Genomic DNA, 14763 nt, shown 5'->3' on the forward strand with positions numbered 1-14763 from the left:
TGTACATCAATGATAAAAAAAATGAAAGAAATTATAAAAAGCCATCTAAAGGGGGCAGTGGAATGAGATCTGAAATCAACACAGCTGGTTTAGAATCTATATTGTCTGTGATTGAGGATGACAATCGTTATATTCAAAAACTAAATTTAGATTATAGGATAAAAGATAATAAATTCTATATTGGTTGTTTATATGGAGATACATTTAATACGTCACTCAAGAAAAATTACTTAGAGGTGCTATCTCAAGAAGTAATTAATATGTACGAGAGAAGCTTATTGCCTTTAAGCACTCTTAAAGTTCATGATTTTACAGTAAATTTAGAAATTAATGATAGAGGTGAATTTATACGGGAAGAGCAATATATAGAGATTATTATCCCTGTAGAAGCAGTTGATAAATTATCAACTTTATCCCAATTATATAGCAAATTTAAAAAGCTCATCCCTCTTTTTCCCATAATTAATTCGATAGAGGTTCAAGGAGAAAGAAAACAGTTAAATCAAATTCGAATTTACCTTAACCCTAAGGAAAAATCCTATTTAATAAATGAAAATAAAACGGATGTTTTAGGACAATGGATAGCAAGTTTTGATAATTTTATAGACAATCTTCCAGAAACACCGTTCTATACAAAAATTAAAGTCCAAAATGGAATGATAAAACCAATACAATTTAAAAATGAAAAGGAGAAATGGAAATGGTTCGTATAGGAGAAAAAAGTATAAATGAGATTATGGTAACAATTAAGGAAAAACAATTAAACTTATCGAGATTAGAATTTAAAACGAGAGATAAGTTTGTTTTAATAGGGCCAATTGGTACAGAGAAAATAAAGCAAGAAGATGACTATTATGAAAATGTAAAAGAAAATCTTATATTTGCTAATTATAGCTGGCTTTCACCATTATGCGATGATTTAAATTGTCCATTTCAAGGACATTTAGAAGTCTTACCTTCAGGAGAAATGAACCATCATAATATTGATTTAACAATCAGTATCCCACTATCTGGAAGCCTAGAAAAGGCAAAAATAATGAGTACATTATATGAGCAATTTAAGGTGTTAGAAAAATATCGGAATTTCATCCAATTTTTTGATGTAAGTGGTTTTAAATACATGACAAATCTCATCCATGTAAGTTTAAAAATTCCTGGTAATAAAATTACGCCTCTTTTAAAAGAGGCAAAAACAAAACCTGTGAATAAACAAATTATTTCTCAGTGGTTAGCTACAGTAGAAAATATCATGGATCAGAATGCCAATAATTTCAGTTATTCACATAAGGTTTATGCTGTTGATGGTAGAATGCAATCCACTACTTTTGAGTCCAAATTCACTTTTAAAGTTCATCAACGAAGAGGGATCTTTAATGATTAGAAGCCAAGTCAAAACGATTATGTCATTAATAATAATCACAATTTTATTGATTCCTACAAAAGCAATGGCAAATCCCTTTAGTGATGCTCCATCTATGGATGATATGATTACAAATTGGGGAAATTCCATAAATGATTCTGCACCGATAGTTTCTAGTTTATTCTCATCTCTTTTTACGATAATGTTCCTGGTTGGAGTTGTTAGGCTAGGGTATTCAATTGTTACAAAAACTGGGCAAGTTATGAAAGGGGCTACCGGTGTACTAATTTGGGCTCCAATTTCTTTCTTTATAATTCGTATTTTTTTAATTGTATTATTTACAATAAACACAACAAATGTTACACTGTTTGCAACTGATGTAATAAACTTATTACAGTTATCTGGTTTTTATACAGTAGTGGGAATGACATTAGTTGGATTAGTGATGTTTCTATTCTATAAACTTTTGAAACACCCTGAATTTGGTAGATGGAGTAAGAGACTATGGGCATCTGCGGGATTTCTATTGATTATTAGCTTTATAATCCCATATGCATTTGGTGCAGCATAAATAAAGAAGGTGATATCTTGTTGTCTTTAGTAGTAGATAATACAAAAAATGCGAAAGAAATATCTTATACATGCCGGAATTCTTGTGATCTTTATGATGTTTTAACAGAATCCTGTTCAATTAAGAATAAGGTAGATGTAGATAATCCGTTCGTTGTTTCAAAATGTAGTAGATATTTACCCATAAGTAGTTTGGAACTGGATATAAAAATAAATCAAAAAGAATTGGATGGATTAGCAGAAGAGGAAATCTCTTATCCTGAGATACAAGGACAAATTGAAACCTTAGAAAAATCGTGCTATCCTTTTAAACCGGATTTTCCAGCTGGAAGAACGGATGCCAATTGGTATGTTTCTCCTTGTCAAGAATACGGTTGTTGGATAGTTAATGATTATAAGAAGCCAATTGTATTAGTTAGTCCTAATCCTGGAGAAAAAGTCTATAAGTCGGCAGTACCACTTCATAATCATAATGCATCAATAGGTTTAGCATCACGAATAGCTTGGTATATTGATGAAAATGGTATAGGGCGATATGTAACCTTACTCAATGGACATATTCTAAACTAACAAAGCCATCAAAGTTTGAAGTAAACGTTGATATCTAGCGATTCAAAGGATATAATAATATCAATTAATTGAATATCTAAAGGGAAAAACCCTATCTGAGTTAGACACTTTTATGGTGTCTTACTTAAGATAGGGTTTTTTTGATTTCTTAGGGAGGACCAGCTATGAAGGAATGTATTTTTATTGTTGAAAATGAGAATATTACTTTTCGCAAAGGCTTTAAAGATCTATTGGAGGTGAAATTCGGTAAAGATTATATAGTCTCGACAAAAGATAGTCTACAAGATACTTTACGTGGTGAGCCAAAACTTATAATTCTCACACAAGAGGCTTTAAAAGAAGTAAAAGCTATGGATAAGATAAAGACTTTGTACGAGTATGGTACTAAGTTCATTTTGATTAAGGAAAATGATAATGGGTTTCCTTTTGAATTAAATATGTTTAACGGTTTTTTATCCAAACGAATGCCTACTAAAGAAATGACTGAAGCGATAGAAAACGTATTGTTACATGGAACAATCTATGTTCACCCTGATATAGGTGCATATATCTTATCAAAATATAACCGATTTGTTAATGTCTTAAAAACAAAAGAAGAGATTCGGTTGTGAATGATGTAATGAAAGTTTTGTTTTATTAAAAAAATTGTTGTATTTGTGGTATTTTGTGTTATGATTATTTTAAATTAAGTAATTGGAGTGATCATAATGGCAAATACATTGTTGGTTGTTGGTGGAAATCAAGATAAAACGTTCAAAAAAATGGGCGACAGATTTGAGCTTAAAGTGCTACATCATCCTGGAGAATCGAAAAAGTCAGGAAATAAAAAAGAATACCAAACGTTAATCAATAAGGCGGATTGTGTAGTTGTGTTAAAAGGGGCAATAAATCGTAAATCTATGATTATGGTTAAGGAGATTTGCAAAGAGCAAAACAAAACAATTGTTTATCATCAAGGACGCGGAGTAACTGGAGCAATTCAATCATCACTTGCTTATTTTGAAGGATTGTCTGCATAAAAAGGAGCTAAGATAATGTTCTTCATTACTACGGACATTAAAGGTGTAAAAGGTAAGATTTGCGTATTTTATAAAATTTCTTTTTCAGATGAAAAATTTGAAAAGTATTTATTAGAATTAGCTTACCAAAAGGTAACCATACATTTAGAAATTAAAAAGCAACATTTTCATTTGTTTAGTAGAAATAAAGGAGCAAAAATCATTTTCTCTGATAGTTTGCTAACAAAGGATCAGGACTGTTTAGAGGACTATATTTTGAGCGGAACGACATTCTCCTTTTCTGAGATGGAAGAGGCATTAGAGTTTGCAAAAAATATTAGAAAAGCAACTATATCTTATTTGAGAAAGCAAGAGAAGAAGTATAAATGGAAGTGCCGCCAAGTTAATTGGAGCACATATGTTAAAGCTAAATTTATGTTATGAAAGGAAGACATTAAATGATATCAGCTATGATTCGTGATGGAAGAATTATCTCTATTAATGAATATAATGATGAACTACACAGTCAACAAATTTATTGTATCGATAAAAGCTGCAAGGCACCATTGGTTCATGTAAAAGGTAACGAAAGAACAACACCATATTTTAAAACTACAGGTAAAAATGAATCTAAGCACACTTCTTCCTGTGGATTTTACAGACCTCTATCGTTTGAAGAGAGCCTTTCGAAAATTAATGACTATCAAAGTGATTTTATAGATCAAGGGTTAAGTGAAACAGTGATTAAATTAAGTTTTAATAAATTAGACCCTGATTATGAACCTAGAAAAATCCAAAGAGAAGACAAAGATGAAGAAAAAAAGAATAAGGAAACTATTAAAATAAAAAACGAAACCGCTCCTCCTAACAGCATAAGCTCACTGAAATCTATTGTTAAATTGTTTTCCACTTATGAACCAGATATTCTTAGTAGTATTTTAATTCAAGTGAAAGGCCACAAAATCCCTATTTCCAATTTGATTTTGTCCCAAGAGGTAGCTCATGAGAAGTTATGGTCTGATATGGCTGTACTTAACCTTCCTTATTTAGTTCATGGAGAGATAGAAGCAATAAATAGAAGAGAAAAAGTTATTTACTTGAACTTTAAAAAAATTAATAATATCCCTTTTTCAATCGTTATCTTTGAAAAATACTTTAAATATTTCACTTATACGGATGAAGAATTAATCGGAAAGTACATTCTTTGTTGGGGACACCTACATAAAAATACATTTAACGATAAGAGTTTTACCAATCTACTAATTAAATCGGACGAATATATAGAAATCATTAAAAAAGGATGAATTAATTTGATCAGACAAGAAGTAATAGAAACCTTAGAAGGCAACCTAATAAAAGGGGTATTTTTAGGGGGATGTTTCTCCATTCCGTTATGGATTTGTTTGATAGGTTGGATAAAGCTATTTATATCTATAATGGAATATTTTTTTGAAACGGGTTTCCCCTACATATAGAAAATTTCAACTTGTAGGAGAAACAAAAAGGTGAGGTTGTACATGAAAAGGGTGGGTTACTTAACTAAGAAAACCTCTAAAGGAAAGGTGTATTTGTATATTCGTAAATCTTATAGAGAGGGGAAGAAGGTAAAACATCAATATATATATGGATTTGGACCAATTGAAACGGCCAAAGAAAAGCTATATAAAATTTTTGAGGAAGAAATAGAATTCCCAAAAGAATTGAAGATAAATGGATTTAATCTAGATGATGTCTATGATTGGATATTAACTTTAGAAACAGGTGTAACAAAAAGTGGAAGGTTATTTGATATAGGCTGTTTTCGAAAATAGATAGGAGTATAGATATAAGATGATGAGTCAAGAAGAGAGAACAAAAATGAAAACATATGTAAGGAAAATTCTTATTTTTTTTATAGTATTGTTCATCGTAAGATCATTTATTTTTGTTCCTTTAAAGGTAGATGGAGAATCTATGAAGCCTACACTACAGAATGGTGATTTAGTTCTAATAAATAAATTTAATACACCGGATAGATTTTCAATCATAATTGCCCGTCTTCCATCAGGAGAGAAAATAGTAAAGCGAGTAATTGGGTTGCCAGGTGAAACGGTCCAATACAAGAACAATCAATTGTTTATAAATAATGAAGCTATTGATGAGGTGTTTATACCTAAAAACAAAGATATTTATACGGAAGATTATGCTTTAGTGGGGAAAGTACCAGCTGATCATTTATTTGTATTAGGGGATAATAGACAATTTAGTACGGATAGTAGAGAAATAGGAACAATTCCTATTGAAAGTGTAGAAGGCTGCATTGGAATGCGTTATTGGCCTTTAAACAAAGTGTCTATTTCAATCGGAAAGGATAGTTTTAAATGATTATTTTTCTTCTAATATGTGTTATATCGTTAATGTTTGTTATTGACTACTTGAAAAGAAATATAACGGAGTTGAAAAAAGAACAACGAAGAGACAGTTTGGAACATAGAAAAATCCAACAATTCATAAACGTAAGTAATGGTACTGAAATAAGAGAACGAAGTGGAATGAAAAATGGGCAATTGAAAGGTTACTCTAATAAAAGCAGTTATGAAACTAACAAAAACTCTAATGAGTTTTTCAATAATAATTTTTATTTTGAAAATGGAAATGTCCTAAGGGAAATGATTGAAAATTCAAACGAGTCATCAAGTAGTTCTGATTATACAAACAATAATTCTTATGATTATTCATCTAGTGATTATAGTAATGACTCTTCAAGTGATAGTTCTTCATCTTTTGATTAAGGAGGAAAATGTAATGAAACAAAAAATAGCAATAATGACCCTCAGTATTATTTTATTATTTTTCACAGCATATAGTACAGCCTCTGCAAAGGTATCTTTAGGGAAAACCGGAGGTTCTAGTGTGAAAAGTTCTTCTATTAATAGCGGTAAGGTTAGCTCAGTGAAATCAAAAAATAATACAAAAACCAATGCAAAAACTAGTCCTAGTAATATTAAAAGTAAAAATGCTGCAGCAAATGCAACTAAAGGAAAAAATAAATATAAAGGACAAGCTTATTATAAGGGGAATAATTTTAGCAAAACATTATTAACCACTGCTGGTGTGTATTTGATTTTAGATTCTGTGACCAATGAAGGAGATCCGATATACGTTTCTGCTGAAACAGGCGAACCAGTTAAAGTTGAAGAATTGAAAGATGTAAAACCTGTTGAGGATACTGAACCGATTACTGAAGAAGAAAAGGAAGAGGCGAGCAAAAAGGTAAATAGTTATTATGAATTAATAAGACAAGGGAATTATGGAACAGCAATTAAAGAGCTGTTACTATCTAAACCGGAAATTGAAAGTCAATTAGTGCCTGAAGATAAGAGAAATACCTCTGATATTCAACAAGTAATAAAACAAATATCCCAATTTTATACTAGCAAAGGTAATTCTGTTGCTACTTTTAGCATAGAAGATGCTAAGGAAATCGATGGAAGAAGTATTTTGTTTACTGCTTCGTTAACTGACTCCAAAAAATATACCTATCAAGAAAGAATCGTCGCTATTAAGTTTGAAAATCAATGGTATTTAACTTTTGATCTAGTAGATGATGCTGTTAACCAAGTGATCGATGAACATGATTTAACCCCAAGGGAAGTAGTTACTAAATATTATAAAGAAGTAATAAATGCAAACTATGGGGCTGCAAGCACTTTGGTCTCTAAAAATCAAAGCTTTACAAAGGGGAAGACAGATGAAGAAATTAAAACTGAAATGATTGAAGCATTTAGTGAAAACGAAAACCCGTTATCATCAATAGATATACTTAAAGAGAAAAAAGAAAATGATCAAATGTATTCTTTCACAGTTAATCTAACTCATCTATATCCTGGATTTTTTGAGGATTATATAGAGAAAACAACTGAGGTTGAAATTAAAGCTTTATATGAGGGAGGAATGTGGAAGCTTAACTTTGATGATGAGAAAAAGGCAAGTAGCAAAAACGAATCCCCCTTTTTATCACTAGATGATTTAAAGATCCTGCTGCATATCGTCTTTATAGGTGCTTTATGTATTTCAATAGCGATAATGTTAAGCAATGGTTTAAAAGATCGGAAGAAGCTTAAAATGACCATTATAAAAGGGAGAAGGTAATAACATGCAAATAATATTATGGATAGAAAAAATACTGTTGGTTTTTCTTATTGGTTCATTATTATTTAAGATTCATTATTCTCGTAAATATTTGGACCAATTAAAAAATCATAAAAAGGTAAGTTTTATAAATGAAATTGATATTCCTTATGGGAAGAGCATAGGGAAAGTTATTGAGTTTTCTTTTCCTATTAATGAATATGTCCCTCTGAATCCGAAATGGAATCTGATTTGGTCCATGAGAAAAGAAAATCTGAGGGTAAGTAACCGTTATTACGAAGTAAATAAAAGGAGATTTGCTTTCAAGCTGGACAATAGCAATTATTACTTATTCAGAAATGAAATTTTGATTCCTTTATCAAAAATTAAAGAAGAATATTTTGTGATTCATTTTAATGAAGAAATTATTTATTCGATTTCGTCATTGGAAGACCTCTCTAAAAAACTTTCTGAGCAGGATTTAAAAAAAGAGATAGAGAGAGTTATAGGTTTTATTAAGGAAATTTCTGAATATGCTAATGGAATTGAAAAGCAGGCTAGTCAAAAAGTAAAAATCTATCAAGATGAAAAGATGAAAGATTTATTGGAGAAACATCATTTAGCTATGGAACAAAATATAAAAAAGGTGCAATTGATCAACAAGATCAAATAAATAGAGAAGGAGATCAGGTATGTTGTTCTATATTGATGTATTGGGTGCCATTCTGAAGATACTTGGTTGGATTAAATCATTGATAGAAATGATAGGTTAGTAAAAGGGGAAGTTATTATGGATATTACAGAGAAAAAAGAAAATTGGAAATGGACATAGGATGATGTAGGGGCACTCCTAACATTAATAGGAATAGTTGGATTAGTTATTTTTTTGTTACAAATACTAAAATGTTTTTCTTTGATGTTCGTGATGAGGGCGATTATAATTATCAATTCGAGAATTATAATATCATTTCATACAATATGAAGATAAAAAAACAAGCTCTTTTTATCAAAAGACGATTATAACATATATGTAGAAAACGAAAACGGACAACCAAAAATACTTAGTTACTTGGTAAGAAAATTAGATACTCTTGAACATGCTTCACAAATTAAGAAAAGAATTTTTACACCAAGTAACCGTAAATATAGAAATTCACAACATCAAGGCGGATCTGAAATTATTTTAAATGACAATCCTGCCGAACATTTAAAGCAGGATACCAATCAGCCTGTGTAGGTTACACAATTTGACTTTGGCAATGATACAATAGTACAGAAAGAGTCTTGCGATATACAAGAAGTGAATTAGGGTGATATTTATATCTAAATTTAAGTTCAAGGTGGTGGCGTTCTAAATAAGAAGCAATAAATCGTGGGTGGATGAATCGGTTTATGGTGGTATGATTCGACCGATTGAATTTAACACATTACAGATTGCTAAGGATATTAAGAGCCAAGGGTTAGAAAGTTTTATAAAGATGATTCAATTGTTATCTAAAGATGCCTGTAATTATCATCTTGCAATGAAAATAGTTTATTTGCCATTAGGTAGAAAGTTTTCATTGTTATTAGATGGAACAAGAAAATCGTGCTGTATAGTTTTATATATAAAATAGGATAAGCAATAAAGAATTCTATGTAATAGAAATTGCAACACCTGCGACAAGAGTTTATCCACATTGATTTTAAGTATAGATAATAATGAAACAGAGCATCTTATTTTAAAAACTATTAGGGATCTTATTTATAATAGTAGTAGTTTGAATATACTAAAGACTTATCAAGACTAAATTTTAAAAGGTTAAAACATGTAAAGCAAAGTAATTATGAATGGAAAATACGGTTAGAATCTAACTTTAATTAAAGGAGTAAAAATATATGGCTGACTATTTTTTAGACACTAGTATAAAAAAAATTAAAGAAGCGAGTGAAAATAATAAATTAGTAATTTTCGTAGGAGCAGGAGTTTCGGCGAATTCAGGAATGCCAACTTGGAATGAATTAATTAAAGAATTTGCAAAAGATTTAGGGGATTTTGAGGTGGATAAATCACCGGATTTATATATGAAGATCCCTCAATACTATTTTAATGAAAGGGGAGAAAAAGAGTATTTCGAAAAATTAAATCAAATTTTTCGAAAAAAGAAATATAAATCAAATCCAATACATAAGGAGATATTTAAGCTTAAGCCTACTCATATTATTACTACCAATTACGATACTTTGCTAGAAGAAGCTGCAATAGAAGAAGGCCAATTTTTTCATACTGTAAAACATGATTTAGACCTCCCGTATGACAATTTTAATAAAACTATTATTAAAATGCATGGTGATTTTGAAAATCGAAATATTGTTTTAAAGGAAGATGACTACTTAAATTATTCATCAAATTTTACATTAATAGAAAGTTATATTAAATCTTTAATAGCTACAAATACTGTTCTCTTTATAGGATATTCAGTGAATGATTCAAACTTTAATTTGATTTTTCAATGGGTTAAAAATATACTGAGAAATCATTTCCAACCAGCATATCTAATTGAAAGTAGTAAAAGATATTCCCGTATAGAGCATGCATACTATAAAAATCGTGGTATTAATATTTTGTATGATGATGAAGTCAATAATTTGCCAAATAATAATGTGTTTGATAAATCTAATTGGAGAGGAAATAGATTATTTGATATATTAACTTATTTTAATTCGTTTGATAAATCAATGAAGATGAGTGACTTAGAAGGTATTTATGAAAAACTCAGTTGTTTTGAGAATTTGAATTTTATTATGCCAGATCAAATTGTGAAAAGTTTAGGGTTAAAGTCAGTGGGTTATGATTTATTTGGTGATAGAACTTTAACAATTATAAATGGTGAAAATTCCTTATTAAAGATATTTTCAAATGCTGACCAATATAAAGATAACTGGATGTTTGATAAAATTATAAAAATATTCGAAAAGGCAAATATTCAGGGAGTTTCTATAGAAAAAAAGATATTATTTAGTATTGAGAGTGAAGATAAGTTTTTAGATGATTTGATGATTAAAATTATAGAGAAAGATAGTTTAATAAGTCCTATAGATATAAATAGTTTTACGAGTCTTATCGAGGGAGAAGATTATTTTCTTATGTTAAATCAAGCATATACATATTATGAACATGATCATTTTCTTGATGCGTATAAATATTATAAGACTATTTCATTGAAGACTTTTAAAGACAAGGAATATTTAATTTATTTTATTTCTGAATTTAATAGAAAACATGTAGGACATTTTTTAGTTAATTCACATAAAGTAAATGATGATTTAGAAATAGAAATTAAAGAAATAGACCTCGAAGATATTTACAACAATCTTCCATACAAAGAAAGAAAGAGTATAGAATTTTTGAAGGAAATCCAAGACTTTAATTTAATATATAAAGTACAAAATAAGTTAAATAAAGAAGTAGATACGTTAAAGAAGACTAAACGTACTGTTGAGAAAGGCGGTTTTTCTTTTAATAGTTCGATAGATAAAAATTTCCATATAATAAGTAATATTTGGATGTTTATAGAGTCTAACTATTTATGCATAAATAAATATACAGAGATCAAATATTTATATTTAAGTTTTATAGAAGGTGTTTTTGCGAGTTATAGCACTCAAAATAACCCTAACACGAAAGGTTTCTTCAGCGGAATTTCTGCAAATAAAATAGAAGAATTGGATCTTTTTGAAGTGTATATAATAGTAACAAAATTAAAGACAAGTGATTTAGAAAATATTTTGATAGACTATAATATTAAAGAAATAAACTTTAATATTAAAGCTTTTGAGTATATTATGAAAGTTTTAGATACAGTAATTGAAAATATATTAAACAATAAAAACAAAGAAAAAAGCGAGGTATATCTTTTTAATTTATTAACATTAATTTCGAAATCGAACCTAAGTATTCAAAAGGCAAATGATATCGCAAATAAATTAGTGTTACTTATAAATGAAAAAATTTATCTAAATGAATTTAAATATCTAAATAAATTTATAGTTTCGGTAGCAAATAAAAAAGTATTGTTCCAAAAGACTGTATCAGATTATTTGGAGAAATATTTAAAAACATACTTACAGAATAAGAGAATAGTTGAATTTGATAGAAATGGATTTTATAGAAATTTGACTAATATATATACCGATTATAATGAATATCCTATAAAAAGAGATGTAATATCTAATATTATAGATTTAGTAAAGAAATCCTATAAAGAAAACCATTATAATTTTTTATATGAAATTTTAGGAAAACTACTGGTTCCGATAGTTAATGCTTTAAATGAGGATCATAAACTATTAATAATAGAAGTAATAAAAAGTTTATTAGAAGAAATAAAGACTAAGCAAAGTTCGTTAGATTTTAATGAATTATATTTTTACTATGTCATTTTGATTAACAATGTTGTTATTGCAGACAAAGATATTAATAAAATTATAATAGAAGATACAGTAGAAAAAATTCGTACTCAAGATAAGAATATAAAGTTACATCCAGATCCTGTAGAAAGAAACCTAAATATATTAACAGATTTATATAGAAATGATTGCCTTAAAAAAGAAGAAGTTGAAGAGTATGTGCATTCCTTTGATGGCTACTCAGAATATTTCGATTTAGTGTTTAATATGGAAAATCCTAAATTAACTGATATAGATTTACTTCTATATTTAAAAGAAGAAGAAATAGAAACTTTAATGAAGAGAGAAGGATTCAAGGAATCTGTATATAACTTATTCGAAAAGAGATTGGGAAATCAAACGTTTGAAAAATATAAGGATATTTTTAATGAACTGTATGTAAGAAGATTTTGAAAAGGCCCTTCTTTTAATGAAATCATGTAGTTCGATTAGGTAAATATAATGGGCGTTAACGTTATCGTTGCAAGTTTTGCAGAAAAATTTTACCAATACCACTAGTACAGTCTAAAAGGCAACATGGATTACATTTGGCATGATAAAGGGATACTCCCTACTAGAATCTCATGATAGTTACTTATGATAGATTACACTTGGATTTAGAAGCTGTTGCTTTTAAAAGACAATCACAAGAAATGTGAGCCATCTTCTTTGACTTCGAGCAATATGGTTTAACAAAACTGGCCAAGAGACCGAAAGGGGTTTGGCATGAAAATTTTTTCAATTGAGATTGAGGAACTTTATTATAATTACGGAGTCAAAAAATTGGAACAGTGGGTTATCTAATCAAAGCATTATATAGAAACTTTTTTTTAGAGTAAGTTTGAAAATATAAAAAAGGAAACCTTTCTGAATAGGCTTCCCTTTTTTATATTTTCAACATTTAAGTTTACCAGAGCTAATGTAAAAATAATTAATTTAGTTACAATGAGTTAATTATTCTTGAATTTTTCCAAGCATGCCCCGCATTGTTTTCTCTTCTTGATTTCTTCTGCAGATAAATAGATGTTGTTTGAATCGATTTGTGCCCCAATGCAATTTTAATTTGATCCAAACTCGCCCCTTGATCAGAACTAATTTGTGCAAAAGCATGTCTTAGTGTATGTGGTGTAATTGGATTTTTCCTTGTTTTGATGAAAGGTAAATCCGCTTCATTAATTTTTTTTGTTAAATAATTAGATAAATACTTATAATTGTATGGTTTCCCTTTGTTCGTCATAAAAATATACGAATTATCACTACCATCTAATATAAAATCTAACCGTCTTGTTCGTCGAAATTTCCGTATTTCTTCTATTATATATGGATGTAAGAGTACCTCTCTTTCATGTCTCCCTTTTCCTAATACATATAACCAGTAATCTCCATCCACATAAGAAATATCCGATATTTTACTATGACATAATTCGTTTATTCTAAGCCCTGTTGTAATTAAGGTTGCTAGTAAACAATGAACAATGGGATGGTCTTTATAATAGTCCAATATCTGCACTACCTCATTTTTTCCTAAATCCCTATCTGGCCGATCAATATCCCGCACATTACTACTCAACATTTTTTCATGCAGCGGAACTTCTATATACTTTGTTTTATACAAAAAAGAAAGAAATCCTTTAAGAACTACCATTTTACGACTCAGTGTAGAAACTGCGTATGGCTTCTTCCCCTTCCCTAACGGAGCTGCAGCTAACCACTCTTGAAATTTTCTAATATGTACATGATTGAGTAGTTTGAATATCTGATAAGGATTTTGCTGTGCGTTTAAATCTAATCCAATGGAAAAAGCATTTTCTATTATCTGTTTATACATGATAAGTAAATCTCTGCTGTACTCTTCGATGGTGTTCTCCATTTTATTCTTTCGTATATCCATATCTTTCTTTTGGTGTAAAAATAAATACATCATTTCCAAGTCATTTATTTCCTTATTTTTAGATACATCCTCCATAATGATTAACTCGTCAGGTAAATTTTGAAATACTGATGGATCTTTTAGTGTTTTTGAAAACGATGCGATGGATGACTGACTTCCTGTAAATTCTAACGAATTTTTATTCGAATGGAAAGAAATTTCCTTTTCTAGCATTTTCACACCCCTTTTGTCATTTTTTAAAAGTATAGTAATTATCTGGTTGTAGGTAATTCATTATTAAGTAAATTTAAATACATTTAATATCTACTCCTATATTAGTAGAAAAATCATTTATTTGTCTACTATATATACATATAAATAAAGATAATACTTAAAATACGTTTTAATATAAAATAGTAGGTATCATATTCTTTATATAAAATATACATTAAACCTTTGTTTAATATTAAGATATATATTATAATCTGTTTAATGATAAAAGGAAGAGGTGGATTTTTTGATTAGCGAAAGTTTATACCGAGCATTAGATGAAAGTACTTTTTTTGTAAGTAAATATGAAGTGCAAGTGAAAACTTATTTCTTACAAAAATCCAAATATGGTCTTAGAGTGCAAGTTAGTAGATTTGTAGATAAAAGAGGAAGTTTGAGTCGAGAAAAAGATACAGTGGAGATTAAATTATTGATAGGGGGAGGAGGGGTAGTTATTGATAAAACTATTAAAAGTATTACATTAGAAAAACCAACAAGAAAAAAGGTAGAAGAATGTATTACAGATTTTTTAGAGAATGCTAGTGAGTATTGTAAACAAAGTGAGAATTAATACATAAATTAGAATT

General features: G+C 29.0%; 18 protein-coding genes. 17 read left to right on the forward strand and 1 reads right to left on the reverse strand.

Annotated features, from left to right (window positions below; genetic code table 11):
- Positions 1-62 precede the first annotated feature (62 nt).
- From NST77_RS25255 to NST77_RS25330, 16 genes are all read left to right on the forward strand, one after another.
- A complete protein-coding gene (locus NST77_RS25255; protein WP_341123862.1) occupies positions 63-713 on the forward strand; it encodes a hypothetical protein in 651 nt (216 codons plus the stop codon).
- Positions 701-1381, forward strand: coding sequence for a hypothetical protein (locus NST77_RS25260; RefSeq protein WP_047944131.1), 681 nt, complete (start codon positions 701-703; stop codon positions 1379-1381). The genes NST77_RS25255 and NST77_RS25260 overlap by 13 nt, the downstream gene beginning before the upstream one ends.
- Positions 1374-1931 carry a hypothetical protein gene (locus NST77_RS25265; protein WP_047944130.1) on the forward strand — a complete coding sequence of 186 codons (558 nt, stop codon included), beginning with the start codon at positions 1374-1376 and terminating at the stop codon, positions 1929-1931. The genes NST77_RS25260 and NST77_RS25265 overlap by 8 nt, the downstream gene beginning before the upstream one ends.
- Before the next feature lie 20 nt (positions 1932-1951).
- Positions 1952-2500, forward strand: a complete 549-nt coding sequence (locus NST77_RS25270) for a hypothetical protein (RefSeq protein WP_341123863.1) — start codon at positions 1952-1954, stop codon at positions 2498-2500.
- 164 nt (positions 2501-2664) lie between these two features.
- Positions 2665-3111: a response regulator transcription factor gene (locus NST77_RS25275; RefSeq protein ID WP_047944127.1), complete on the forward strand. Its 447-nt coding sequence runs from the start codon at positions 2665-2667 to the stop codon at positions 3109-3111.
- A gap of 96 nt (positions 3112-3207) precedes the next feature.
- Complete coding sequence (locus NST77_RS25280) at positions 3208-3519, forward strand: DUF2325 domain-containing protein (protein ID WP_047944126.1); 312 nt, start codon at positions 3208-3210, stop codon at positions 3517-3519.
- A 15-nt stretch (positions 3520-3534) separates the two neighbouring features.
- Positions 3535-3942, forward strand: coding sequence for a hypothetical protein (locus NST77_RS25285; RefSeq protein WP_341123864.1), 408 nt, complete (start codon positions 3535-3537; stop codon positions 3940-3942).
- A 14-nt stretch (positions 3943-3956) separates the two neighbouring features.
- Positions 3957-4802, forward strand: coding sequence for a hypothetical protein (locus NST77_RS25290; protein ID WP_341123865.1), 846 nt, complete (start codon positions 3957-3959; stop codon positions 4800-4802).
- Positions 4803-5015: 213 nt separating this feature from the next.
- Positions 5016-5309: a hypothetical protein gene (locus tag NST77_RS25295; protein WP_047944123.1), complete on the forward strand. Its 294-nt coding sequence runs from the start codon at positions 5016-5018 to the stop codon at positions 5307-5309.
- A 22-nt stretch (positions 5310-5331) separates the two neighbouring features.
- Positions 5332-5862, forward strand: coding sequence for a signal peptidase I (lepB, locus tag NST77_RS25300; RefSeq protein ID WP_047944161.1), 531 nt, complete (start codon positions 5332-5334; stop codon positions 5860-5862).
- 71 nt (positions 5863-5933) lie between these two features.
- A complete protein-coding gene (locus tag NST77_RS25305) occupies positions 5934-6269 on the forward strand; it encodes a hypothetical protein (RefSeq protein ID WP_341123866.1) in 336 nt (111 codons plus the stop codon).
- Between the two features lie 13 nt (positions 6270-6282).
- Entirely contained in the window at positions 6283-7629 is a 1347-nt protein-coding gene (locus NST77_RS25310) for a hypothetical protein (protein ID WP_341123867.1), read from the forward strand.
- Positions 7630-7633: 4 nt separating this feature from the next.
- Positions 7634-8281, forward strand: coding sequence for a hypothetical protein (locus NST77_RS25315; protein ID WP_341123869.1), 648 nt, complete (start codon positions 7634-7636; stop codon positions 8279-8281).
- A gap of 396 nt (positions 8282-8677) precedes the next feature.
- Positions 8678-8845, forward strand: coding sequence for a hypothetical protein (locus NST77_RS25320; RefSeq protein ID WP_341123870.1), 168 nt, complete (start codon positions 8678-8680; stop codon positions 8843-8845).
- A gap of 139 nt (positions 8846-8984) precedes the next feature.
- Entirely contained in the window at positions 8985-9224 is a 240-nt protein-coding gene (locus NST77_RS25325) for a hypothetical protein (RefSeq protein ID WP_341123871.1), read from the forward strand.
- Between the two features lie 262 nt (positions 9225-9486).
- Positions 9487-12450 carry an SIR2 family protein gene (locus NST77_RS25330; RefSeq protein WP_341123872.1) on the forward strand — a complete coding sequence of 988 codons (2964 nt, stop codon included), beginning with the start codon at positions 9487-9489 and terminating at the stop codon, positions 12448-12450.
- 526 nt (positions 12451-12976) lie between these two features.
- On the opposite strand, the gene NST77_RS25335 is transcribed toward NST77_RS25330, so the two are convergent.
- A complete protein-coding gene (locus tag NST77_RS25335) occupies positions 12977-14140 on the reverse strand; it encodes a tyrosine-type recombinase/integrase (protein WP_341123873.1) in 1164 nt (387 codons plus the stop codon).
- Between the two features lie 283 nt (positions 14141-14423).
- On the opposite strand from NST77_RS25335, the gene NST77_RS25340 reads away from it, so the two are divergent.
- Entirely contained in the window at positions 14424-14747 is a 324-nt protein-coding gene (locus NST77_RS25340; protein WP_341123874.1) for a hypothetical protein, read from the forward strand.
- Positions 14748-14763 lie beyond the last annotated feature (16 nt).

The sequence above is a fragment of the Niallia sp. FSL W8-0177 genome (genome assembly GCF_038006285.1).
Lineage (GTDB): Bacteria > Bacillota > Bacilli > Bacillales > Cytobacillaceae > Niallia > Niallia circulans_A.